We start from the raw sequence: 23,322 nt of genomic DNA on the forward strand, positions 1-23,322 counted from the left end.
CCGTTCCGGTTTGGCTGGATGCTTTGGAGAAAATTTGGAGCGGGCGAAGGGGCTCGAACCCTCGACCCCGACCTTGGCAAGGTCGTGCTCTACCACTGAGCTACACCCGCATCCTGTGTCGGTCGCGTGACGCGCCGGCAACGGCTGTCGTATGCCAAAAGCGGGAGGGGAATGCAACAGCTACCGGCGGCTTCAATTCGCAATTCGGGCTCCATAGGGAGCCCGAAGCGGGGCAAATCGACCGGAAACGCCCCGGAACCGGTGAATCGGGGTGCCTGGATTGAAATTCGACCCATTCGGCCCAATTTAGGAGCCGACCACAAGCATATGACGCGGCGGCGTGCTAAACAGCCGCCATTCCAGACATGACGAGGGAATCCCGTGACGATCATCGACCAGGGTAACGGAGCGGTGGGCCCGGCTGCGGCCGACCTGATCAAGGACACCACCACCCAGACCTTCGTGAAGGACGTCATCGAGGAATCGAAGCGCCAGCCCGTGCTGATCGATTTCTGGGCGGAATGGTGCGGCCCCTGCAAGCAGCTCACCCCGGTCCTGGAGAAGGCGGTGAAGGCGGCCAAGGGCAAGGTCAAGCTGGTCAAGATGAACATCGACCACCATCCGGCGATTCCGGGCCAGATGGGCATCCAGTCGATCCCGGCCGTGATCGCCTTCGTCAACGGCCAGCCGGCCGACGGCTTCATGGGCGCGGTGCCGGAGAGCCAGGTCAATGCCTTCATCGAGCGGCTGACCAAGGGCGTCACCGCGCCGGGCGAGGTCAACGTCGCCGAGATCGTGCAGGAGGCCGAGGCGGTGCTCGCCGAGGGCGACGCGGCGGCCGCCGCGCAGATCTATGCCGAGGCGCTGCAGCATGATTCGACCAACATCGCGGCGCTTGCGGGCCTTGCCAAGTGCTACGCCGTCTCCGGCGCGATGGAGCAGGCCAAGCAGACGCTGGCCATGGTGCCGGAATCCAAACGCAACGACCCGGCCGTGAAGGCGGTGCAGACCGCGATCGATCTCGCCGAGCAGGCGAAATCCCTCGGACCGGTCGCCGAGCTGGAACAGAAAGTCGCCGCAAACCCGCTCGATCATCAGGCCCGATTCGACCTCGCCACCGCGCTCAACGCCCAAGGCAACCGCGCGGCGGCGACCGAGCAGCTGCTCGAGATCGTCAAGCGCGACCGCAAGTGGAACGACGACGGCGCCCGCAAGCAGCTGGTGCAGTTCTTCGAGGCCTGGGGCGGCACGGATGATGCAACCGTCGAAGGACGCAAACGTTTGTCGACGATCCTGTTTTCGTAACGGCTCTTTTGAGCATGATCTGTTCGGAAAACCGCTTCACACTTTTCCGGATCATGCGCTAGCAACGCCAATGGGACCGGGCAGATGCCGATCAACATCGAATATCGCGGGCCCGCCGACCTCCCGGAGATCATTCCGGTCTTCCCGCTGCCGGGCGCGCTGCTGCTGCCCCGCGGCCAGATGCCGCTCAACATCTTCGAGCCGCGCTACCTCGCGATGGTTGACGATTGCTTCCGCGACGGCCATCGCCTGATCGGCATGATCCAGCCCGACATCGCGCATTCGCCCAAGGATTCCGACAAGCCGGCGCTGTTCCGCGTCGGCTGCGTCGGCCGCATCACCCAGCTCGCCGAATCCGGCGACGGCCGCTACATCCTCGAGCTCACCGGCGTTTCGCGCTTCAAGGTGATCGAGGAGCTCGAGGTGCTCACCCCGTATCGGCAGTGCAAGGTGGACTTCTTCGCTTTCGTCGACGACTTCACCGCGCGCATGGGCGAGGAGGAGGTCGACCGCGAGGCGCTGCTGGCGGTGCTGGCGGACTTCCTGAAGGCCAACAACCTCAAGGTCGACTGGGAAGGCGTCGAGAGCGCGCCCAACGAGGCGCTCGTCAATGCGCTCGCGATGATGTCGCCTTATGGCCCCGCGGAGAAGCAGGCGATGCTGGAGGCGCCCGACCTGAAGACCCGCGCCGAGATCCTGATCGCCGTCACCGAGATGGACCTCGCCAAGAAGCGCACCAGCGGCGATCCGCCGCTGCAGTGAGGGTCTAAAGCTCACGCAGCGCGGATGGCTTCATCTCGCCGCAGCATTCTGGCGACATCGGATGCAGGCATAGGCCGGCTGAAATAATAGCCTTGCGCTTCGCCGCACCCCTCTTCGCGGAGGATGTCGAGCTGCTCCTTCGTCTCGACACCTTCGGCCGTCGTGGTCTTGCCGAGGCTGACTGCGAAACGAACCACTGCGCGCGCGAGATGGCGCGCCTCTGCCCGCGCGCTGGAGAGTTCGTCGACGAAACTGCGGTCGATCTTGACCTTATCGAACGGGAATCTCTGCAGGAAGCTCAGCGAAGAATAGCCAGTGCCGAAATCGTCCAGGGCGATTCGCACGCCGAGCTCGCGCAGCTGAGCGAGCACCGCAAAGACGGCTTCGCTGTCATGCATGATCACCGTCTCCGTCACTTCGAGCTCGATCCTGTGCGGCGCGATTCCTGAACTCGCCAGCGCGCCGACAATAACCGGAACGAGCTCCTCGCTCCTGAATTGGGCGGGAGACAGGTTGATGGCGATCTTGGCATGTGCAGGCCATTTGGCGGCTTCCGCGCAGGCGGTCCTCAACACCCACTCGCCCAGGGGCACGATGAAGCCGGTCTCCTCCGCAAGCGGGATGAATTCGCCCGGCAGGACCATGCCTCGCTGCGGGTGATGCCAGCGGAGCAAGGCCTCGAAGCCGCAGGTCTCGCCGGTCGCGGCGTTGAGGAACGGTTGATAGTGAAGCGCGAATTGACGCTCTGCGAGTGCAGCCCGCATGTCGCGCTCCAGGTTGCGTCGCGCATGCATGAGCTCGTCGAGCTGCGGCTCGAAGAAGCGGAATGCACCGCGCCCACCGCTCTTGGCCGAGTAGAGCGCGAGATCCGCGCTTTTCAGAATCACGTCGGAATCGTTGCCGTCGCGCGGCGCGATGGCAATGCCGATGCTGGTGCCCACCGTGACCCGGTGATCGCCGAGATCGAAGGGTTCGCAAAGCGCCTTTCTGATGGTCTCGGCAAGGGCGGCCGCCTCCACGGCCGGGCTGGTCACGTAGTCGATGACCGCAAACTCGTCGCCGCCCAGTCGCGCAATCAACGCGGTTTCCGCGACGCATTCGCGCAGACGCGCGGCGACGGCGCGCAGCAGGGCATCGCCCGCCGGATGTCCAAGCGTGTCATTGACTTCCTTGAAGCGATCGAGGTCGAGCATGAGCACGGCCAGATCGAGGCCGCCGCTGCGCGTCACCGCAATCGCATGCTCCATCCGTTCCCTGAGCAGCACGCGATTTGGCAGATCGGTCAGCGCATCGTGTTGCGCCATATGGGTGATCTTGGCTGCGGACCGGCGTTGCTCGGTCACGTCGAGATGCGTGGCCACCCATCCGCCACCGGCCATTGGCTGCCGTGTCACGCAGATCAGCCGGCCATCCGAAAACTCGTCGATCCTGCTCGAGACCGCATCGAACGGCAAGGCCGCCAGTTTCGAGATGAATTGCTCGGCGGCACCCTCGCTGGACGCGCCCTTGAGAATTCCCTTCACAATACGGTGCCTGATGATGTCCGAGTGCGATGTCCCCGTCCTCAGCAGTTCGGGCGGCAGCTGATAGAGCCGGGCATAACGCTCGTTGCAGACGACAAGCCGCTTCTCGGCGTCGAACATGCAAAGGCCCTCGACCATGTGGTTGATGGCCGTGTCCAGCCTCAGCTTCTGTTCCTTGAGCTCGTTCTGCGACCCTTCGAGCTGCTGCCGGGCGATGGAGAGCTGGCTGATGATCTCCTCGAATTTGGCGGTTCTGGTCGCCAGACGACGATCGGCCAGCACGCCGATCAGGCTCATCCCCAGCACGGACAATGCGACGCCGGCGATGGCGAGCGCGAGGAAGGCCGGAGACAGCGCAAGCGTGCCGGTCGCGAGCGCCGGATCCGGCGTGATCTGCGCGGCACCCATGGCCGTGAAGTGATGCGACACGATGGCGAGCGTCAGCAGGATGGCCGCGGCGAGCGTGCCCCGATAGTCCTGACGGGCGAGCGCGGCCGCCAGCGCAGCGTAGCCGAGACACATGCCCAGAACGATGGAGAGGAGCACGAGATCGATGGACCAGGAGACTCGACCCGGCACTTCAAGGGCCCACATCCCGAGATAGTGCGTGCTGGCAATGCCGCCGCCGATGATGACGCCGCCAGCCGCCGCGCGCCAGCGGCCGGGGGTCCCGACCGCAACGCCGAAACCGATCGAGGTCGGGAGCATTGCCGCGGCAAGAGAAGACGCCGTCAGCACGATGCCATAGCCCGTCGTAACGCCAGGCTCGTAGGCGAGCATCGCAACGAAATGTGCCGCCCAGATTCCATAACCGATGGCGGCGCCGGCAATCGTGATCCAGATCCACCGCGTTCGTGCGCGCGTCGCGATCGCACGATGAAAGATGCTGACAGCGACAATGCTGGCGACGAAACAGACCAAGCCAGCGAGCACGACGAGCCGCCAATCGTGTTCGAACGCAAGGCAGGAGAAAACGCGGAACATCCAGTATCGCTCCATCGTCGAAAGTGCCGATGGTGGGCGGGCTAAACGTGCTTCGCGTTAATTTTGTGCAACTCCTGATTGCATGCTTACCGGCAGGTAAACACTGGCCGGACAATCTGACCTGTCGCGCATTTGCGCGTGAAGCCGCAGCGCGCTCGCGCCCAACCGGAGCGACGCGAAAGGCGCGCAACGATCGGCGACGAACCTAGAGATGGCCACGGATGCGCTTGCGTCCGGTGATCATCGCGCGGATCAGGTTCTCGCGCTGCAGGATTCCCATCAGCACCACGCCAGCGACGTGGAGCACGACCAGGACGATGACGGCATCCGATGAATAATGGTGGGCGTCTTCGACCCACCACAGGCCGAAGAAGGTGACGGTGACCGACATCGCTCCCGTGATGGTCGAAACGGCCAGCGAGACCAGCAGCGCGACCAGCATCAGCGTGCCGGCGGGATTGAGCCCGATATAGCGGCCCGTGATGCCGCGGCGCAAATTCCAGAGATAACGAGGCGAGGCGCGCAGCCGAATGCCGACCATGCGGAAGCGCGAATAGCGGCTTCCACAGACGCCCCAGATGAGGCGAAACGCGAGGAGCCCGAGCACCGTATAGCCGAGCACGCGGTGAAGGCCGTCATAGACGGTGGGCGTGAACCACGCGGCCAGCACGCCGGCCGCGAGAGCCCAGTGCCAGAGGCGCAGCGGGAGGTCCCAGACCGCGATCGTCCGCGGAGCAGTTCGCTCGGCGGGGATCCTACCGGATACCCCGCGAGCTTCTGGCATCGCTTCTTCAATCACGCAAAGACCATCCTAAAAGCCCTGCTTTGCGCAGATCGCGCTGCGCAGCCGGCCTACTGCAACCTACTTGGCGATCGTGTGCTTCAGGCTGAGATCTTCGGGGCTGTAGAACAGCTCGTAGAGCTTGCCTTCCTTGACGCCGTAGACCTCGTAGCACGAACCTTCGATCTTGGAGCGCCGCACCTCGTAACCCAGCGCCTTGGCCTTGGCTTCGGCTTCGCTGGCCGGCTTCCACGACGCCTTGTCGAGCTTGGTACAATCCTTGAAACCGTCGGCCATGGCCGTCGATCCCGCACCAATCCCGATCGTCAGCGCAATGGCAACAACACGAATGACGTTCACGAACTTCTCCTCCTCTGTCGTGGGCACCGCGGGGCCGCGGAGCCCACCGAAGGAAGCAAAGAGCGGGATGAAGTCAATCGGTCACGGGCTTGGTCCGCTTTAGATAAGTTCTATTGTTAAGTTTAGACTCGTTCTAACACGAGCTAGATTTGCGCCGCTGCGGCCTTACGCCTCACTGGTGGATGCACAGCTAGTACCCGGCAACCGACATCACGACGACTGCACTGAGCGCCATCCAGCCGAAATGCCGGCCGCGCGTCGCCCATGCGTTGGCGAGGGCCGAGCAGCCGAACACGCAAGCCATGGTGGCGACGATCCAGTGGCGAGCCGGCTCCGATTGCAGCCACGGCGCCGCGATCAGCAGCACGCCACCGCCGATCCAGGCCACCGTCGAGGCCTGCCACACCAGCCGGATCAAGATGCGGAGCCGTTCCGGCTCGATGCGCGCGCGGGCGAAGACCTTGGCCTCCCCGAGGTAGCCGTGAACGAGGGCGACGGCGATCGCCGCGACGCCCGCACACTGGAGCAGCAAATCACGCATCGACGCCTCCATACACTTATGTATGGTTCGATAGCGTCTGGCCAAGCGCCTGTCAATACACTAGTGTATGGTGCGCTTTCCGGGAAACGACATGAATCAGCAGCTCTCCGCCGACGACTGGACTGCCCAGGGCCTCAAGGCGCTGGCCAGAAACGGCTTCACCGCGCTGAAGGCCGAGCCGCTCGCCAAGGCCATGGGCGTGTCGCGCGGCAGCTTCTATTGGCATTTCGCCGATCTCGCCGCGTTTCACGCCGCAGTGCTGAAGCGCTGGCGCGAGATCGCGGCCGAGCAGATCATCGCCGATGTCGAAGCCGCCGGCGACGAGCCGCTCAGGTTGCTGCTGCGGAGATCGTTCGGCACGCGGCTCGACCTCGAGCGCGCCGTGCGCAATTGGGCGGCGTTCGATGCCAGCGCGCAAGGGGCGGTGCGTGCAATCGACCGCCGCAGACTCGACTATATCGGGGAGCTGCTGCAACAGCGTGGGCTCGCCCCGGCAACGGCGCAGGCCCGCGCGCAGATCCTGTACTGGACATTTCTCGGTTTCGCGCTGTCAGGCCCCCCGGTGCCGGCCACGCGGCTTCAGGCCCTGCTCGACGAGATCCTGCGCATGGTCTCGGCTTGAGCGCGATGGGCGGGCGGGATTTTCTATGCTAGAGGCAGCCCGACCGACGGAGACCATTCATGAACGCGCCCACGGAACGCCCTGAACCCAGTGTCGATCCCAAACTGCTGGAGATCCTGGTCTGCCCGTTGACCAAGGGACCGCTTGAGTTCGATTCTGCAAAGCAGGAACTGATCTCGCGCAGCGCCAAGCTCGCCTATCCCATTCGCGACGGCATCCCGATCATGCTGCCGGAAGAGGCGCGCAAGATCGATTGAAGGTGGCGAGTGGCGAGTAGCGAGTGGCGAATAGCGAATGGACATCACTCGCTATTCGCCACTCACCATTCGCACTTACAACGCCTCGCCCTTCAACAGCCGCGGCACCTCGCCGGTCAGGCCTGCGGCCTGGCGGATGAAGAGATTCTTCAGCGGCGGGGCGCGGTCGACCAGGCCGAGGCCGATGTCGCGGACGGTACGCAACAGCGTCGACTGGTTGGAGAACAGGAAGTTGAGCGAGTTGGTGGCGACGCCCATCGCCATAGTGTCGAAGCGGCGCCAGCGCTGGTAGCGTTCGAGCACGTCCGCCCCGCCGATGTCCATGCCGAGCCGCGCGGCATCGACCACCACTTCCGCCAGCGCAGCGACGTCCTTCAGGCCCATATTGAGGCCCTGGCCCGCGATCGGGTGAATGACATGGGCGGCATCGCCGACCAGCGCGAGGCGCTCGGCGATGAAGGACCGCGCGACGAAATAAGACAGCGGAAACGCCAGCGGCTTGTCGAGCACCTTGACCTCACCGAGATGCAGGCCGAAGCGCTGCTCGAGCTCCGCGTGGAATTCCTCGTCGCCGAGGGCGATGATGCGTGCGGCCTCGGTGCGGCGCTCGGTCCACACCAGCGAGGAGCGTTTGCCGGTCAGCGGCAGGATCGCGAACGGGCCGGCCGGCAGGAAGTGTTCTTCGGCGCGGCCCTCATGATCGCGTTCATGGCCGACGGTGACGACGATGCCGGACTGATCGTACTCCCAGCCATGGGTGGCGATGCCGGCGCGCTCGCGCAATTTCGACCGCGCGCCATCGGCGGCGACCAAGAGGCTCGCCGCGATCACGCTGCCGTCGCCGAGCGTCACGTCGACGCCGTCAGTGCGCGCGTCATAGGATGCGACCGGGGTGGCGCGCAGATCGATGCCTTCGGCCTCCGCTCGCAGCACCAGCGCATCGATCAGGCGCCGGTTCTCGATCATATGCGCAAAGGGCTCACCCGGCGCGACATCGCCGGCAAAATTCAGGAACACCGGACGGGTGGCGTCCTCCAGCTTGGAATCGGTGACGACCATGTCGAGGATCGGCTGCGCCTCGCCCCGGATGTCGTCCCAGGCGCCGATCGTCTCGAACAGGCGGCGGCAGGCGGCGACGATCGCGGTGGCGCGAGGGTCGCGGCTCGGCCGCGTGCCGAGCGCGGGATCGGCGACGACGACGGGGATCTCCGGCCCGAGCCCCTGGCGCAGCGCCAAGGCCAACGCAAGCCCCGCGAACGCGCCGCCACCGATGACAATGCTACCCTGTACCGACATACCAAGCTTCCCGGACAATTCTCGGTCTTGCTAGCAGACTTGAGCTGGGCGAAACAGTGCGGTGAAACGAGGGCGGAACCGCCCAATTCCGTCATTCCGGGCGCGCGCCAGCGCGAACCCGGAATCCAGAGGTTGTCAGCTCGGGATTCCGGGTTCATCGCTAGCGCGATGCCCGGAATGACGAGATCTTCGAAAGCACCATCATGTCCAAAGGCCTGATCGACCTCATCGCGATCCTCGACCTCGAGCAGCTCGAGGTGAACCTGTTCCGCGGCAACAGCCCGAAGACGAGCTGGCAGCGGGTGTTCGGCGGCCAGGTGATCGGGCAGGCGATGGTCGCGGCCTGCCGCACCGTGGAGGGCCGGCTGCCGCATTCGCTGCATTGCTACTTCATCCTGCCGGGCGATCCGCAGATCCCGATCATCTATCAGGTCGAGCGCCTGCGCGACGGCAAGAGCTACTCGACCCGCCGCGTCACCGCGATCCAGCACGGCAACGCGATCTTCTCGATCATGGTCTCGTTCCACGCCGAGGAGGAGAGTGCGTTCGACCATCAGGACAAGATGCCTGATGTGCCGCCGCCGGAAAAGCTCACAGCCGAGGAGGTGGCGAAGCAGCCGATGTTCAAGGAGATGCCGGACTTCATCCGCCGGTACTACGAATCCGATCGGCCGATCGAGCTGCGCCCGGTCGAGCTCGGCCGTTACTTCGGCCAGAAGATCGACGACGGCCGCATCCACGTCTGGATCAAGACCGCCGCCAAGTTGCCCGACGACCCGGCGCTGCACATGTGCGCGCTTGCCTATGCCTCGGACTTCTCTCTGCTCGACGCGATCATGGCGCGCTATGGCCGCACGCTGTTCGACAAGCGCATGATGCCGGCGAGCCTCGACCACGCGATGTGGTTCCATCGCCCGTTCCGCGCCGACGAATGGCTGCTCTACGCGCAGGATTCGCCGAGCGCGCAATCGGGCCGCGGCCTGACCCGCGGCTCGATCTTCAAGCCGGACGGCACGCTGGTCGCCTCCGTCGCGCAGGAAGGCTCGGTGCGCGAGCGGAAGGCCTGATCGCTTCAAGCGCAGCGGACTGCGCCTGGAGCCATTCAGATCAGGCTGCGAGCGAGCCGCGCGGCGCGAGCTCGGTCTGCGAGGCGAACCAGTTCATGATCCAGCGATACACCCACGGGATCGGGATGATCAGGCTGCACAGGATCGCAGCCACGATGCCGCGCCAGAGGATGTCGAGACCCGAGCCCTTGAAAACGATCTCGCGCCGCGTGCCTTCGATGTTGCGGCAGAACCAGCGCATCTGGGCCGCGGCCACCCAGGCCCAGCCGATGATGGTGATGATGGAAATCGCGAACAGCAGATTCCAGCCGATATAGGCCCAGACCGAACCGGTGAAGCTGAGGCCCAGCGGCTGCCCGTTGGAGGCGAGGTTCGCGACCATCCATTTGATCAGCAGCCAATAGAGCACGATCTGGACGATGAACAGCAAATTGCTGAGCAACTGGCTGCCAACGAAGCCGAGCGCGATCGCCAGAACGATGAAACCGAAAAACCAGGGCACCAGCGTCATCGCGCTGCCGGTGAAGCTGAGATTGGGTCGCCCGGGGACCTTGATGCAGGGCACGATCCATTTCGTGTACCAGACGAACAGCCACGGCACCGGGATGATGAAGCACGAGCCGATCGCCAGCACGAACGTGCGCCAGGTGAAGTCCCAGATGCCGAAATCGACGGCGAGTGATCCGCCGCGCGCTGCGCCGCCGTAACCACCGGCATTCATCATCGGGGGCCCGCCGCCTGGGACCATCGGCGGCGCACCGCCGCCGATCAGGCCGGGGATTTCGGCAGCCTTCTGCCAGCCGGTCATGCCCTCGGTCCACACCAGCGTGTCCGGACGCACGATTCCCTGGGCGACGAGATCGCGGAACTGCCCTTCCGGAAAGGGCCCCTGCTGCTTGCCCTCGGATGCGTAGAACCAATTCGCCATGGAACGTCCCCCTCGAACATCTTTATGTACCGGCCGGGACGCTTTGGTTCACGCCTGGGTTCACCGCATCCATGCCAAAAATGCATTGTGGAGGATGAACAGCTGCCCTGTACAGAGGCGGCCGTTCACATGACCGCCCTCGGCCAAACGTTTTCTCGCTTCAACCTGCAACTTTTTTGTGCCATTTGCCCGGAAAGATGCCAGATTGACGCAGCGCCGTGGACATGCGGCGCAGCGCAATTCCGGGGAATAGGCCTGACCATGAAACTCGTCGTCGCGATCATCAAACCCTTCAAGCTGGATGAGGTCCGCCAGGCCCTGACGGCGATCGGCGTGCACGGCATGACCGTGACCGAGGTGAAGGGCTATGGCCGGCAGAAGGGCCACACCGAGATCTATCGCGGTGCCGAATATGTCGTGAACTTCCTTCCCAAGCTGCGCATCGAGATCGCGGTCGCCTCCGACGTCGCCGACAAGGCGGTCGCCGTGATCACCGCGACGGCCCGCACCGGCCAGATCGGCGACGGCAAGATCTTCGTCACGCCGATCGACCACGCGCTGCGCATCCGCACCGGCGAAACCGACAGCGACGCGCTCTGAACCAAACGAATCTGTTTCGATCGCACCGGGCAACGCCGCGACCGCGTGCGACGTAATTTCTATGCCGGGGGGAATGACATGGCGGGATTGTTGCGCCGCGCAGCTGTGATGGCTGCGCCAATCGGATTTGTGTCCGTCGTAGCTTCGCCGGCGCAAGCGGCGGAGAGCGGGATCAACACCGCCGACACGGCTTGGATGATCGTCGCGACAGCGCTGGTGCTGATGATGACGATCCCGGGGCTCGCACTGTTCTATTCGGGCATGGTGCGCAAGAAGAACGTGCTCGCCACCATGGCGCAGAGCCTCGCCGCGGTGACGCTGATCTCCATTCTCTGGGTGGCATTCGGCTATTCGCTGTGCTTCGTCGGCGACGGCCCCTGGATCGGCACGCTCGATCGCTGGTTTCTCGCCGGCATGACCATGGACAGCGTCAACCCTGCGGCGAAGACGATCCCGGAATCGCTGTTTATGCTGTACCAGATGACGTTTGCCATCATCACGGTGGCGCTGGTCGCGGGCTCGGTCGCTGACCGCATGCGGTTCTCGGCCTATCTCTTGTTCTCGGTCGCCTGGTTCATCTTCGTCTACATTCCGCTGGCGCATTGGGTGTGGGGCGGCGGCTTCCTCAACAGGCTGGGCGTGCTCGACTTCGCCGGCGGTCTCGTCGTGCATCTGTCGGCCGGCACCGGCGGCCTCGTTGCAGCCAAGGTGATGGGCCGCCGTCACGGCTACGGCACCGAGAATCTCTCGCCATTCGATCTGTCGCTCGCGGTGATGGGCACGGGCCTGTTGTGGATCGGCTGGTTCGGCTTCAACGGCGGCTCGGCGCTCGAGGCGAACTCACGCGCGGTGATGGCGATCATCGCGACCCATCTTGCCGCCTGCGCCGGCGCGCTGACCTGGGGCGCGATCGAATGGTCGACGCGGCGCAAGCCTTCGGTGCTCGGCATGATCTCCGGCGCGGTCGCAGGTCTCGGCACCATCACGCCGGCCTCGGGCTTCGTCGCACCATGGCACGGCATCGTCATCGGCATCATCGCCGGTGCGATCTGCTACTGGGCCTGTACCTGGCTGAAGCACCGCTTCGACTACGACGATTCGCTCGACGTCTTCGGCGTCCACGGCATCGGCGGCCTGACCGGCACCCTGCTCGGCGGCGTGTTCGCAACCAGCGCCATCGGCGGCACCGCCGGCCTGCTGGAGGGCCATCCGCAGCAGCTCCTGATCCAGTTCTATGGGGTCGCCGTCACCTTCGTCTGGTCGGCGGGCGTCAGCTTCATCCTGCTGAAGCTGGTCGGCCTGTTCGTGCCCTTGCGCGTATCCCGTGAGCACGAGCTCGAGGGGCTGGATATTTCGCAGCATGGTGAAGCCCTGCAATAGGCGCCGGTGCTACGTAAATACCGTTTTGCTGCCCGACACGTGAGCAACATTGTGTCGGGAGCCTGTCTTGCCCTCGTTTTGAGCAGTCGTGACCACGTTTTGAGCGCGACGTAATAGCGCACTCCATTGCAACACTCGCCGAAGGCGAAAACGCCCGTCTTCATAATCCGTTAGGCAATCCGCCTGATCTGGCACGGCATTTGATTCTAGGGGGCCGGCTGTGCCCGCGTAGTGAAACTTCTCCCTCGTGGCGAACCAGTCGAGAACGCCCGGCCACGTCCGGACCGGGCCCAAGCGGGGATAGGACCCATGAAAATTGTTATGGCGATCATCAAGCCATTCAAGCTTGAAGAAGTCCGTGACGCCCTGACCGCCATCGGCGTTCACGGTCTCACGGTGACGGAAGTCAAGGGGTATGGCCGCCAGAAGGGCCATACGGAAATCTATCGCGGCGCCGAATATGCCGTGAGCTTCCTGCCCAAGATCAAGATCGAGGTCGCTGTCGCCTCCGACCAGGTCGACAAGACCATCGACGCCATCACGTCCGCGGCGAAAACCGGACAGATCGGCGACGGCAAGATCTTCGTCATCAACCTCGACCACGCGGTGCGCATCCGCACCGGCGAGGCCGATGCCGCGGCCCTCTGATTTCGCGCTCAACCTTATCCAAGCAGGAGTAAACAATATGACGTTCAAGCGTCCCTATGGCGCGGGATTGGCGGCTCTCGCAGCCGGCCTGTTCGCTGCGACCGCAGCCTACGCCGAGCCAACGGTCAACAAGGGAGACAACGCCTGGATGCTGACATCGACAGTGCTGGTGCTGTTGATGACGATCCCCGGCCTCGCGCTGTTCTACGGCGGCCTGGTCCGCTCCAAGAACATGCTCTCGGTCCTGATGCAGGTGTTCTACACCGTCTGCGTCGTCACCGTGATCTGGGCCGTCTATGGTTACAGCCTCGCCTTCACCGGCGGCTCCGACTTCATCGGCGGCTTCTCCAAGGCCTTCATGATGGGCGTCACCACCGATTCGAAGGCCGCGACCTTCTCGGTCGACGCCAACATCTCGGAGCTCATCTATGTGTGCTTCCAGATGACCTTCGCGGCGATCACGCCCGCCCTCATCGTTGGCGCCTTCGCCGAGCGCATGAAGTTCTCGGCGGTCGCGCTCTTCATTCCGCTCTGGGTCACGCTGATCTACTTCCCGATTGCGCACATGGTCTGGTACTGGCCGGGCCCGGACGCGATCCAGGACGCGGCCAAGGCGCTCGCTGCGGCGGGTGATGCGGCGGCGAAGACCGCGGCGCAGGCCAAGCTCGACGAGATCAACGCCGACGCCGGCTGGATCTTCAAGAAGGGCGCCATCGACTTCGCGGGCGGCACCGTCGTGCACATCAACGCCGGCATTGCAGGCCTCGTCGGCGCTCTCCTGATCGGCAAGCGCGTCGGCTACGGCAAGGAGCTGATGGCTCCGCACTCGCTGACCATGTCGATGATCGGCGCCTCGTTGCTCTGGGTCGGCTGGTTCGGCTTCAACGCCGGCTCCAACCTCGAAGCCAACGGCGGCGCTGCGCTCGCCATGACCAACTCCTTCGTCGCCACCGCGGCCGCCGCGCTGTCGTGGATGTTCGCGGAGTGGATCATCAAGGGCCATCCCTCCGTGCTTGGCGTCATCTCCGGCGCGGTCGCGGGCCTGGTGGCCGTCACGCCCGCCGCGGGCTATGCCGGCGTCATGGGCGCGATCGTCCTCGGCCTCGTGGTCGGCGTGGTCTGCCTGTTCTTCTGCACCGTCGTGAAGAACGCGCTCGGCTATGACGACTCGCTCGACGTGTTCGGCGTGCACTGCATCGGCGGCATTGTCGGCGCCATCGGCACTGGCATCCTGGTGAACCCCGCCCTCGGCGGCGCCGGCATCATCGACTACACGGCGATCCCGCCGAAGGTTGCCGACTACGACTTCGCCACGCAGATCATCGCCCAGCTCTGGGGCGTCTGCACCACGCTGGTATGGTCGGGCATCGGTTCGGCGATCCTCTACAAGGTCGTCGACGTGATCGTTGGCCTCCGTGCCAATGTCGAGAGCGAGCGTGAAGGCCTCGACATCACCGAGCACACCGAGCGCGCCTACAACATGTAACCCTCTCCTCCCGGCCGCGGTCTCCGCGAGGAGGCCGCGTCCACAACTCCGGTTCGGGCACATACCCGGCAATGCCCTGACCGTTGAGGGGCTCCAGCGCAAGCTGGAGCCCCTTTCTTTTGGTCCGGGCTCGAAAGAAAAAGCATTGCCATTCCGCGCGGCCGGCGCAGAAATATCGACCATAACGATAACAATCGGGAGGTCGTCATGCGTTTGGAAGGCGGATGCTATTGCGGCGAGGTGCGCTACGTGGCCGAGGGCGATGCGATGATGCAAGCGCAATGTCATTGCCGTGAGTGCCAGTACATCTCAGGCGGCGCGCCCAACACCTTCATCGCGATGCCGGCAGCCGGCTTCACCTACATCACCGGTCAGCCCAAGCAGTTCACGCGCAAGGACCTCGAGCGCGCCGTCACGCGCGAGTTCTGCGCCGAATGCGGCACGCATCTCGTGACCAAGGTTCCGGGCCTGCCTGCCGCAATCCTGAAAGTCGGCACGCTCGACGAACCGGCGCAGTTCCAGCCGCAGATGGCGATCTACACCTGCGACATGCAGGAATTCCACACCATCCCCGCAGGCATGAAGACGTTCGAAAAGTTGCCGGGGCGATGACGGTACGCTCGCTCCCCCGCATGCGGGGAGGGCTGGGGAGAGGGTACCTCCGCGGTGGGAATCCCCAAGAGGAGGGAGCCCTCACCCGGCGCTTCGCCATAGCCGAGGCTTCGCCTCGGCGTTGCTTGAGAACGGCCGCAAGGCGGCCTATGCCTCCCCCGCAAGCGGGAGAGGTGACGAAACCAGCCAGTCGCCCCGCATCCCGCTGTTATCCGGCCCCATTATTCCCGCTCTGGACGGACCGGCTGGCCGATGGTTAATCGCGTCTTAACCTCGCCCTATCTATGGTGAACTGAACCGCTTCCCGCCGGCGCCTTCGCGCGACCGGCTGTTCCGAGAGTGCTGGCGCCCAGAATGGTCATGACCGCTTCATCCCGTGCGCCCCAAGCCAGTGGAAGCTCCACCAACGAACGCTCGCCCTTCGTCCGGCTGAACGAGCTGCTGGCCCCGCATCAGCCGGGCAAGCCTTTGATTTCGCTTGCGGTCGGCGAGCCCCAGCATCCGGTGCCCGACTTCGTCGGCCCGGTGCTGGCCAAGCACATCGCCGATTTCGGCCGTTACCCCGCGAACAAGGGCACCGATCCGTTCCGCAACGCCGCCGGGGCATGGCTGTCGACGCGCTTCAAGCTGCCGCGGCCGCTCGACCCCGAGAGCGAGATTCTCGTCCTCAATGGCAGCCGCGAGGGGCTGTTCCTCGCCGCGATCGCGGCTGCGCGCTATGTCGGTCCGCGTCCGGGCAAGCCCGCGATCCTGATGCCGAACCCGTTCTATCCGGTCTACGGCGCGGGCGCGCTTGCGGCCGCTTGCGAGCCGGTCCACCTGCCGACCACGGTCGAGAACGGCTTCCTGCCCGACCTCGACGCCATCGACGAGGCGACGCTGGCGCGCACGGTGGCATTCTACCTGGCTTCGCCCGCCAATCCGCAGGGCTCGGTCGCGAGGCCCGACTATTTCAAGCGCTTGAAGCAGCTCGCCGACCGCCATGGCTTCGTGATCCTCAGCGACGAGTGCTATTCCGAGATCTACACCCGCGAGGCTCCGGGCAGCGCGCTGGAATGCGCCGGCCCCGACTTCACGCGCGTGGTTGCATTCCAGTCGCTATCGAAGCGCTCCAACCTGCCGGGCCTGCGCGTCGGCTTCGCCGCAGGCGACAAGAGGTTCATCGGCATGTTCCTCGAGCTGCGTAACATCGCAGCGCCCCAGGTGCCGGTGCCCCTGCAGCATGTCGCGACGGTCGCCTATGGCGACGAGGCGCATGTCGAGGAGAATCGGCGGCTGTACCGGATCAAGTTCGATCTCGCCGAGCAGATCATCGGCAATCGTTACGGCTATCGCCGGCCCGATGCCGGCTTCTGCGTCTGGCTCAACACCTCCGGGATCGGCGACGACGTGTCGGTGACGCTCAAGTTATTCAGGGAAGCCGGCGTGCGCGTGGTACCCGGCAGCTTCCTGGCGCGACAGCAGCCTGACGGCTTCAATCCCGGCGCAGGCTATATCCGCCTCGCGCTGGTGCAGGACGGCGAGACCACGGCGCAGGCGCTGCACCGGCTGGTCGAGACTCTGGGTTAGGCGGGGCCCATGAGCATGTCGGCAATCGAACGTGTCATTCCACTGGTCGGCCATTTGCCGCCCTCGATCCGCGAGGGGCTGGCGCGGCGCATGCGCGAACTCGCCGGCCTCGGCCTGATCGCGCTGGCGGGCGTCGCCGCGGCGGCGCTGATGACCTGGTCGGTGCAGGATCCCAGCCTCAGCCACGCGACCTCGCGGCCGATCCGCAACATCCTCGGCTATGCCGGCGCGATCGGCGCCGATCTCGCCATGCAGATCCTGGGGCTCGGCGCCATCATGCTGGTCCTGACCGTTGCGGTCTGGGGCTGGCGTATGATGACGCACCGCCCGTTCGACCGCGAGGCGCTGCGGCTCGGCTCCTGGATTCTCTGCACCGTGATCGCGGCAGGCTTCGTCAGTTGCTTTCAGCATGGCGGGGCCTGGCCGCTCCCCACCGGCCTCGGCGGCGTGGTCGGCGACGCACTGGTGCGCGCGCCCGCGGTGATCTTCGGGCCGGCCGGCGCGATCTATCGCATCATGCTGGGCACGATGCTGTTCGCCGCGATGACCGCGACCTTCCTGATCGCCTGCGGCCTCGGCGCGCGCGAGCAAGACGATGAGCTCACGGAGGTCGAGGATGACGACAAGCCGCTCGACGAAGACGAGGGGAGCGATCGGGGCTCGGTCTCGCTGGGTTGGCTGTTCCATGCGCTCATGAGCACCAAGGCGCGGCTGATCTGGCTGTGTGGTGCCGCCTACCGCTCGCTGGTCTCGAGCGCACCGAAGACCAAGGCTGCCCAGTTCAGTCGGCAGGAGCCGAATCTCGGCGGCGGCCGCGCCGCGCCCTCGATCTCGCCGCAGTCCGAAGACGAGGACCACGAGGATCATCATGAGGAGGAGGACGAAGAAGAGGAGGAAGAGGAGCCCGCCGCGCGCGCCCCGCGCAAGAAGGCTGCGCCGAAGACTCCCGCCAAGAAATCCTCCGACAGGTTCGATCTTCCCTCCGTCTCCATGCTGGCCGCACCGAAGGCCGGCGATCGGCAGCCGCTCAGCAAGGCCGAGCTGGAGAGCAATTCCCGTTCGCTCGAAGGCGTGCTGCAGGATTTCGGCGTGCGCGGCGAGATCGTGAAGGCCAATCCGGGTCCGGTGGTCACCCTGTACGAGCTGGAGCCGGCGCCCGGCATCAAGTCCTCGCGCGTGATCGGGCTTGCCGACGACATCGCACGCTCGATGAGCGCGCTGTCCGCGCGCGTCGCCGTCGTGCCCGGGCGCAACGCGATCGGCATCGAGCTGCCGAACGCGCATCGCGAGAAAGTCTATTTGCGCGAATTGCTGGTGGCGAAGGAGGCGACCGAGACCGTGGCAAAGCTGCCGCTCTGCCTTGGCAAGACCATCGGCGGCGAACCCGTCATCATCGACCTCGCGCGCACGCCGCACATGCTGATCGCCGGCACCACCGGCTCGGGCAAGTCGGTCGCGATCAACACCATGATCCTGAGCCTGGTCTACAGGCTGCGCCCGGACCAGTGCCGCCTGATCATGGTCGATCCGAAGATGCTCGAGCTCTCCGTCTATGACGGCATTCCCCATCTGCTCACGCCTGTCGTGACCGACCCGAAGAAGGCGGTGGTTGCGCTGAAATGGGCCGTGCGCGAGATGGAGGAGCGCTACAAGAACATGGCCAAACTCGGTGTGCGCAACATCGACGGCTACAATACGCGCCTGCTCGAATTGAAGGCCAAGGGCGAGGAGCCGACGCGCACGGTGCATACCGGCTTCGACAAGGAGACCGGCAAGGCGATCTACGAGGAAGAGAAACTCTCGCTCGACCCGCTGCCCTACATCGTCATCATCGTCGACGAAATGGCCGACCTGATGATGGTCGCCGGCAAGGACATCGAAGGCGCGGTGCAGCGTCTGGCGCAGATGGCGCGCGCCGCCGGCCTGCATGTGATCCTGGCGACACAGCGTCCGTCGGTCGACGTCATCACCGGCACCATCAAGGCGAACTTCCCCACCCGCATCGCGTTCCAAGTGACGTCCAAGATCGACAGCCGCACCATTCTGGGCGAGATGGGCGCCGAGCAGCTGCTCGGCCAGGGCGACATGCTCTACATGGCCGGCGGCGGCCGCATCAGCCGCGTGCACGGACCGTTCGCCTCCGACGAGGAAGTCGAGAAGGTGGTGCGCCACCTCAAGACGCAGGGACAGCCCGAATATCTCGAAGCCGTCACCGCCGAAGAGCCGACCGAGGACGAGGACGGCGCCGTGTTCGACGCCACCGGCATGGGCGGCGATGGCGGGGGCGATCTCTTCCAGCAGGCGGTTGCGATCGTCAAACGCGACCGCAAGGCCTCGACCAGCTACATCCAGCGCCGTCTGCAAATCGGCTACAACCGCGCCGCATCGCTGATGGAGCGCATGGAACTGGAGGGCATCGTCGGTCCCGCCAACCATGCCGGCAAGCGCGAGATTCTGGTCGAGGAAGAAGACAGCCATATGTGAGGCGAGGAGCCTCTGAGCAACATTTCACGCAAATTCGATATCTGATTTTGCCCGAAATCACGGTAAAAGGGCGCCCAGCCACACAGGACCACGCGTTGATCAGACATCCGGACATTCGATTCGCTGCCACCATCGCCGCGCGAGGCGCGCGCATGGCCGGCGTGCTTCTCGTCACCGCCGCGATCGTGACCGCTGCGTCGTTCGCGCAGACCGTGCCGGTGCCGAAGCCCGCACCGAAGGGACGTGACGGCGGCGCGTCCGCCGGCGGGCCGGCCGTCACCGGAGCGACACAGGCGCCACCCAATCCGGTGATCCCGGATCCGCGGCGCAACGTGCCGAGCAGCATATTCCAGACCTTCGACGCCAACCAGAAGGCGCAGGCGGCCAAGGTCAGCGCCTATCTGTCGTCGCTGCAGACATTGGTCGGGAATTTCGTGCAGGTCGGTCCCGACGGCAGCAAGACGCAGGGCGATTTCTACATCCAGAAACCCGGCAAGGTGCGCTTCGAATATGACGCGCCGAGCCCGATCGACATTGTCGCCGACGGATCCTCGCTCGTGGTGCGCGACCGCAAGCTCGCGACGCAGGACGTCTATCCGCTGTCGCAGACGCCGCTGCGCTTTCTGTTGTCCGACCGCATCGACCTGATGAAGGACACCAACGTCGTTGGCGTCTCGGCCGACGACGTCTTCATCAGCGTCACCATCGAGGAGAAGCAGGCCCTGGTCGGCACCAGCCGCCTGCTGCTGATGTTCGGCGCCAAGGACGGCCAGCTCAAGCAATGGACCGTCACCGATCCGCAGGGTTACGACACGACGATCGCGGTGTACAATCTGGACTCGAGCAAGAAGCTCGACCCCAACATGTTCAAGATCGATTTCACCAATTACAGCACGCCGTCGCCGGGTTGAGACATTGATGGCCGCTCGGATGACCGTCATGCCCGGGCTTGTCCCGGGCATCCACGTTTTGGGTCAGACAAAAAGGCGTGGATGGCCGGGTCAAGCCCGGCCATGACGAATGGAGTTTGTTAGACCGCTCCCATGCGTCTTTCCCTGACAACCTGGAACATCAATTCGGTGCGGCTGCGCATCGACCTGGTCGCGAAGTTTCTCAAGAGCGCGCGGCCGGAGGTGCTGTGTCTGCAGGAGACCAAGTGCATCGACGATGCCTTTCCGCTGAAGCGCTTCAAGCGGCTGGGCTACGAGCACGTCGCGCTGAATGGACAAAAGGGTTATCACGGCGTCGCCATCGTTTCGAAGATCCCGTTCGAATCGAAGGACATCCGCACCTTCTGCGACAAGTTGGATTCGCGCCACATCTCGGTGTCGTTCGGCGAAAAGGCGGGCATCGCAAAACCGCTGGTGCTGCATAATTTCTACGTGCCCGCGGGCGGCGACATTGCCGATCCCGCACTGAACGAGAAATTCGACCACAAGCTCCGCTTCCTCGACGAGATGACGGCGTGCGAGCCGCTGCATCCGCGCGGTGAGGATCGCCACATCCTGGTCGGCGATCTCAACGTCGCCCCGCACGAGAACGACGTGTGGTCGCACAAGCAGCTGCTGAAAGTCGTCTCGCACACGCCTGTCGAAACCGAGAAGCTGAAGGCGGCGCTCGCCGCCGGCGAATGGGTCGACGTCGCGCGCGATCGCATTCCGATGTCGGAGAAGGTCTATACGTGGTGGAGCTACCGCTCGCCCGACTGGACGGTCGGCGATCGCGGCCGCAGGCTCGACCACATCTGGGTCTCGCGCGCGCTGAAGGATGCGGTCAGCGATTTCAAGATTCTGCGCGATGCCCGCAACTGGGAGCGGCCGTCGGACCATGTGCCTGTCACGGTGACGCTGGAGGTGTAAGCCCCGCCGTCATTCCGGGGCGCGCGCAGCGCGAGCCCGGAATCCATTGATCCACTGGCTCTGCCGCTCAATGGATTCCGGGTTCGCGACTTCGTCGCGCCCCGGAATGACGAGCGGAGGGAACTCAGCTCGTCAGCTTCGCACCCGCCATCAAGATATCGCTGGCGATCTGGCTGGAGCGCACTGCGAACTCGTCGCGCAGGCGCACCGCCGCGGCGGGATCGCTTTCGAGCACGCGCTGGAACAGGCTGCGGGCGACGCGGATGACGGAGGAATGCTCCAGCGCGATCGCGCTCGACGGCCGCTTCATCGGCACCACCAGCGCGAGCTCGCCGATCAGCGCGCCGGGGCCGGCGATCATTTCGGCGCCAGCGCCGTCCTCGACCCGGAAGGCGCCGCGCTGGACCACGAAACCTGCATCGGCGTCGTCGCCGAGATTGAACAGTACGTCGCCGCGCACGAAGTCACGCTGCTCGGAGCCGATCGCCAACATGCGCAACGAGGCGTCTCCCAACAGGCGCAGTGTCGGGACACGCTCGAGAAGCGCTACATCATCGTCGATTGACATTCAGGTCCGAGGCTCGAAGGCGTGCGATCTAAAACGATTCGCACGCCGTCGAAGCGTATCACGGCACCAGCTTGTAGCCACCGGCTTCCGTCACCAGGATCTCCGGGTTGGCGGCGTCCTTCTCGATCTTCTGGCGCAGGCGATAGATGTGGGTTTCCAGCGTGTGGGTGGTGACGCCGGAATTATAGCCCCAGACCTCCTGGAGCAGGGTCTCGCGCGACACCGGCATCTGGCCGGCCCGGTAGAGGAAGCGGAGAATCGCGGTTTCCTTCTCGGTGAGGCGGACCTTGCGGGCATTGGCCGCGGTCAGCATCTTCGAGCCGGGGCGGAAGGAGTAGGGTCCGACCGAGAACACCGCGTCCTCGCTGGCTTCGTGCTGGCGGAGCTGGGCGCGGATGCGGGCCAGCAGCACGGCGAAGCGGAAGGGCTTTGCCACATAATCGTTGGCGCCGGATTCCAGGCCCAGGATCGTGTCGGAATCGGTGTCGTGCCCGGTCAGCATGATGATCGGGGCCTTGAAGCCGCCTTTCCGCAGCGAGCGGACGACCTCGCGGCCATCGGTGTCGGGCAGGCCGACATCCATCAGGACCAGATCGGGGGAGTTGGCCTTCGCGGCGCTGGCGCCTTTGGCGCCAGTATCGACGGCAGAGGCTTCGAATTCTTCGTGTAGCGATAATTGCTCCACCAACGTATCGCGCAGATCGGTATCGTCATCCACGATCAGGATCTTGCGGGCATTGGCCATGGGGGGTCATCCTTTTAGGGTCCGGCTCGGCGGCACATCCATGCCGCACCCAGCCGCGAGGGGAAGTTTAAGGTCGCCATTATTATTATTGTTCGTGTTGAAGTAGTGGGCTGTTACCGATTCACAAGCCAGAAGCACTCTAACTCAGAATAGCAGGGCGTTTGGATGAATGTCCTGTAATGAATTCGACATTGCACATTCACATGAAAAATAAAGCAGCTTCAGGCGGTTACACCAGGAATCGAAGCGCCGGGCCGCTGGCGGCGATCCGCGTTAAGCCTGCTGCCGGCAATCCGCGCCGGGGCTGGCTGACGGCCGGAGCGCTGACCATCCCGGTTGCGCTGGGGCGAGGCGGCATTCTCGCCAACAAGCGCGAGGGGGATGGCGGCACCCCCAGGGGCAGCTTCCGGCCCAGGCAATTGTGGTGGCGGGCCGACCGGCACAGCCGACCCCGGACGTTCCTGCCGGCCCGGATGATCACCGGCGTGGACGCCTGGTGCGAGGATCCGCGGGACCGCCATTACAACCAGAGCATCCGGCTCGGCGAGGGGCAGGGCGGCGACCGGCTCCAGCGCGCCGACCATCTCTACGACTTCATCATCGAGATCGACCACAACACCCGACCCCGCATCGCCGGCCGCGGCAGCGCGGTGTTCCTGCACCTTGCCCGCGACAATTTCGGCCCGACCGCCGGCTGCGTCTCCATGACGAAATCCGCGATGCTGCAATTGCTGCGGCGCCTGGGCCCGCGCACAAAAATCATCATCGGGTGAGGCACTCTGCCGTCGTTGCGATCCCATCCCCCTCTACGCGTCATTGCAAGTGCAGCATTTTGCTGCTCGTGCCCCGGACGCAGCGCAGCGCCCTTAGCGGTGCGCTGCAGAGCCGGGGCCCATTTCGCTGCACGTGAACGCGTTGCTCTGGGTCCCGGCTCTGCGCCGCAAC

Annotated in this window: 23 protein-coding genes and 1 tRNA gene; 15 read left to right on the plus strand and 9 right to left on the minus strand. The window is 64.7% G+C overall.

Going from position 1 to position 23,322, the window contains the following annotated elements; all coding sequences use genetic code 11:
• Positions 1 to 35 precede the first annotated feature (35 nt).
• Positions 36 to 110, minus strand: a tRNA-Gly gene (locus HZZ13_RS34115).
• A 271-nt stretch (positions 111 to 381) separates the two neighbouring features.
• On the opposite strand from HZZ13_RS34115, the gene trxA reads away from it, so the two are divergent.
• Positions 382 to 1,305: a thioredoxin gene (trxA, locus tag HZZ13_RS34120; protein WP_197963830.1), complete on the plus strand. Its 924-nt coding sequence runs from the start codon at positions 382 to 384 to the stop codon at positions 1,303 to 1,305.
• Between the two features lie 84 nt (positions 1,306 to 1,389).
• Complete coding sequence (locus tag HZZ13_RS34125; RefSeq protein WP_197963831.1) at positions 1,390 to 2,067, plus strand: LON peptidase substrate-binding domain-containing protein; 678 nt, start codon at positions 1,390 to 1,392, stop codon at positions 2,065 to 2,067.
• 11 nt (positions 2,068 to 2,078) lie between these two features.
• On the opposite strand, the gene HZZ13_RS34130 is transcribed toward HZZ13_RS34125, so the two are convergent.
• From HZZ13_RS34130 to HZZ13_RS34145, 4 genes are all read right to left on the minus strand, one after another.
• The gene (locus HZZ13_RS34130; RefSeq protein ID WP_197963832.1) at positions 2,079 to 4,574 is read right to left on the minus strand and encodes an EAL domain-containing protein; all 2,496 of its coding nucleotides are present in this window, start codon (positions 4,572 to 4,574) and stop codon (positions 2,079 to 2,081) included.
• A 205-nt stretch (positions 4,575 to 4,779) separates the two neighbouring features.
• On the minus strand, positions 4,780 to 5,358 hold the full coding sequence (locus HZZ13_RS34135; protein ID WP_210349594.1) for a cytochrome b/b6 domain-containing protein: 579 nt from the start codon (positions 5,356 to 5,358) through the stop codon (positions 4,780 to 4,782).
• A gap of 78 nt (positions 5,359 to 5,436) precedes the next feature.
• Positions 5,437 to 5,715 carry a PepSY domain-containing protein gene (locus HZZ13_RS34140; protein WP_197963834.1) on the minus strand — a complete coding sequence of 93 codons (279 nt, stop codon included), beginning with the start codon at positions 5,713 to 5,715 and terminating at the stop codon, positions 5,437 to 5,439.
• A 190-nt stretch (positions 5,716 to 5,905) separates the two neighbouring features.
• Positions 5,906 to 6,256 carry a hypothetical protein gene (locus HZZ13_RS34145; protein ID WP_197963835.1) on the minus strand — a complete coding sequence of 117 codons (351 nt, stop codon included), beginning with the start codon at positions 6,254 to 6,256 and terminating at the stop codon, positions 5,906 to 5,908.
• A 91-nt stretch (positions 6,257 to 6,347) separates the two neighbouring features.
• Here HZZ13_RS34145 and HZZ13_RS34150 point away from each other — a divergent pair, with 91 nt between their 5' ends.
• On the plus strand, positions 6,348 to 6,878 hold the full coding sequence (locus HZZ13_RS34150) for a TetR/AcrR family transcriptional regulator (protein ID WP_197963836.1): 531 nt from the start codon (positions 6,348 to 6,350) through the stop codon (positions 6,876 to 6,878).
• A 59-nt stretch (positions 6,879 to 6,937) separates the two neighbouring features.
• Positions 6,938 to 7,135: a Trm112 family protein gene (locus HZZ13_RS34155; RefSeq protein ID WP_027535355.1), complete on the plus strand. Its 198-nt coding sequence runs from the start codon at positions 6,938 to 6,940 to the stop codon at positions 7,133 to 7,135.
• 75 nt (positions 7,136 to 7,210) lie between these two features.
• Here the strand turns inward: HZZ13_RS34155 and HZZ13_RS34160 are convergent, their stop codons facing one another.
• Positions 7,211 to 8,431, minus strand: a complete 1,221-nt coding sequence (locus HZZ13_RS34160) for a ubiquinone biosynthesis hydroxylase (protein WP_197963837.1) — start codon at positions 8,429 to 8,431, stop codon at positions 7,211 to 7,213.
• 203 nt (positions 8,432 to 8,634) lie between these two features.
• On the opposite strand from HZZ13_RS34160, the gene tesB reads away from it, so the two are divergent.
• Entirely contained in the window at positions 8,635 to 9,498 is an 864-nt protein-coding gene (gene tesB, locus HZZ13_RS34165) for an acyl-CoA thioesterase II (protein ID WP_197963838.1), read from the plus strand.
• Positions 9,499 to 9,538: 40 nt separating this feature from the next.
• On the opposite strand, the gene HZZ13_RS34170 is transcribed toward tesB, so the two are convergent.
• Complete coding sequence (locus HZZ13_RS34170; protein WP_197963839.1) at positions 9,539 to 10,426, minus strand: GYF domain-containing protein; 888 nt, start codon at positions 10,424 to 10,426, stop codon at positions 9,539 to 9,541.
• A gap of 261 nt (positions 10,427 to 10,687) precedes the next feature.
• Between HZZ13_RS34170 and HZZ13_RS34175 the strand changes: the two genes are divergently transcribed.
• From HZZ13_RS34175 to HZZ13_RS34215, 9 genes are all read left to right on the plus strand, one after another.
• Positions 10,688 to 11,026 carry a P-II family nitrogen regulator gene (locus HZZ13_RS34175; RefSeq protein ID WP_008142802.1) on the plus strand — a complete coding sequence of 113 codons (339 nt, stop codon included), beginning with the start codon at positions 10,688 to 10,690 and terminating at the stop codon, positions 11,024 to 11,026.
• A 78-nt stretch (positions 11,027 to 11,104) separates the two neighbouring features.
• Positions 11,105 to 12,406, plus strand: a complete 1,302-nt coding sequence (locus tag HZZ13_RS34180) for an ammonium transporter (RefSeq protein ID WP_197963840.1) — start codon at positions 11,105 to 11,107, stop codon at positions 12,404 to 12,406.
• Between the two features lie 309 nt (positions 12,407 to 12,715).
• A complete protein-coding gene (locus HZZ13_RS34185; RefSeq protein ID WP_008142813.1) occupies positions 12,716 to 13,054 on the plus strand; it encodes a P-II family nitrogen regulator in 339 nt (112 codons plus the stop codon).
• A 37-nt stretch (positions 13,055 to 13,091) separates the two neighbouring features.
• The gene (locus HZZ13_RS34190) at positions 13,092 to 14,540 is read left to right on the plus strand and encodes an ammonium transporter (RefSeq protein WP_197963841.1); all 1,449 of its coding nucleotides are present in this window, start codon (positions 13,092 to 13,094) and stop codon (positions 14,538 to 14,540) included.
• 207 nt (positions 14,541 to 14,747) lie between these two features.
• The gene (locus HZZ13_RS34195; RefSeq protein ID WP_197963842.1) at positions 14,748 to 15,152 is read left to right on the plus strand and encodes a GFA family protein; all 405 of its coding nucleotides are present in this window, start codon (positions 14,748 to 14,750) and stop codon (positions 15,150 to 15,152) included.
• A 354-nt stretch (positions 15,153 to 15,506) separates the two neighbouring features.
• Positions 15,507 to 16,721 (plus strand): aminotransferase class I/II-fold pyridoxal phosphate-dependent enzyme, encoded by a 1,215-nt coding sequence (locus HZZ13_RS34200; protein ID WP_197963843.1) that lies wholly within the window; start codon positions 15,507 to 15,509, stop codon positions 16,719 to 16,721.
• Positions 16,722 to 16,730: 9 nt separating this feature from the next.
• Complete coding sequence (locus HZZ13_RS34205; protein WP_197963844.1) at positions 16,731 to 19,205, plus strand: DNA translocase FtsK; 2,475 nt, start codon at positions 16,731 to 16,733, stop codon at positions 19,203 to 19,205.
• A gap of 152 nt (positions 19,206 to 19,357) precedes the next feature.
• Positions 19,358 to 20,116, plus strand: coding sequence for an outer membrane lipoprotein carrier protein LolA (locus tag HZZ13_RS34210; RefSeq protein ID WP_197963845.1), 759 nt, complete (start codon positions 19,358 to 19,360; stop codon positions 20,114 to 20,116).
• Between the two features lie 132 nt (positions 20,117 to 20,248).
• Positions 20,249 to 21,064, plus strand: a complete 816-nt coding sequence (locus tag HZZ13_RS34215; RefSeq protein WP_197963846.1) for an exodeoxyribonuclease III — start codon at positions 20,249 to 20,251, stop codon at positions 21,062 to 21,064.
• Positions 21,065 to 21,188: 124 nt separating this feature from the next.
• Here HZZ13_RS34215 and HZZ13_RS34220 read toward each other — a convergent pair whose 3' ends face one another.
• Positions 21,189 to 21,632 (minus strand): cyclic nucleotide-binding domain-containing protein, encoded by a 444-nt coding sequence (locus tag HZZ13_RS34220; RefSeq protein WP_018646009.1) that lies wholly within the window; start codon positions 21,630 to 21,632, stop codon positions 21,189 to 21,191.
• A gap of 58 nt (positions 21,633 to 21,690) precedes the next feature.
• Positions 21,691 to 22,377, minus strand: a complete 687-nt coding sequence (locus HZZ13_RS34225) for a response regulator transcription factor (RefSeq protein WP_008142830.1) — start codon at positions 22,375 to 22,377, stop codon at positions 21,691 to 21,693.
• Positions 22,378 to 22,580: 203 nt separating this feature from the next.
• Between HZZ13_RS34225 and HZZ13_RS34230 the strand changes: the two genes are divergently transcribed.
• Positions 22,581 to 23,150, plus strand: coding sequence for a L,D-transpeptidase family protein (locus HZZ13_RS34230; protein WP_197963847.1), 570 nt, complete (start codon positions 22,581 to 22,583; stop codon positions 23,148 to 23,150).
• Positions 23,151 to 23,322: the final 172 nt, after the last annotated feature.

Source organism: Bradyrhizobium agreste (assembly GCF_016031625.1).
Taxonomy (GTDB): Bacteria; Pseudomonadota; Alphaproteobacteria; order Rhizobiales; family Xanthobacteraceae; genus Bradyrhizobium; species Bradyrhizobium agreste.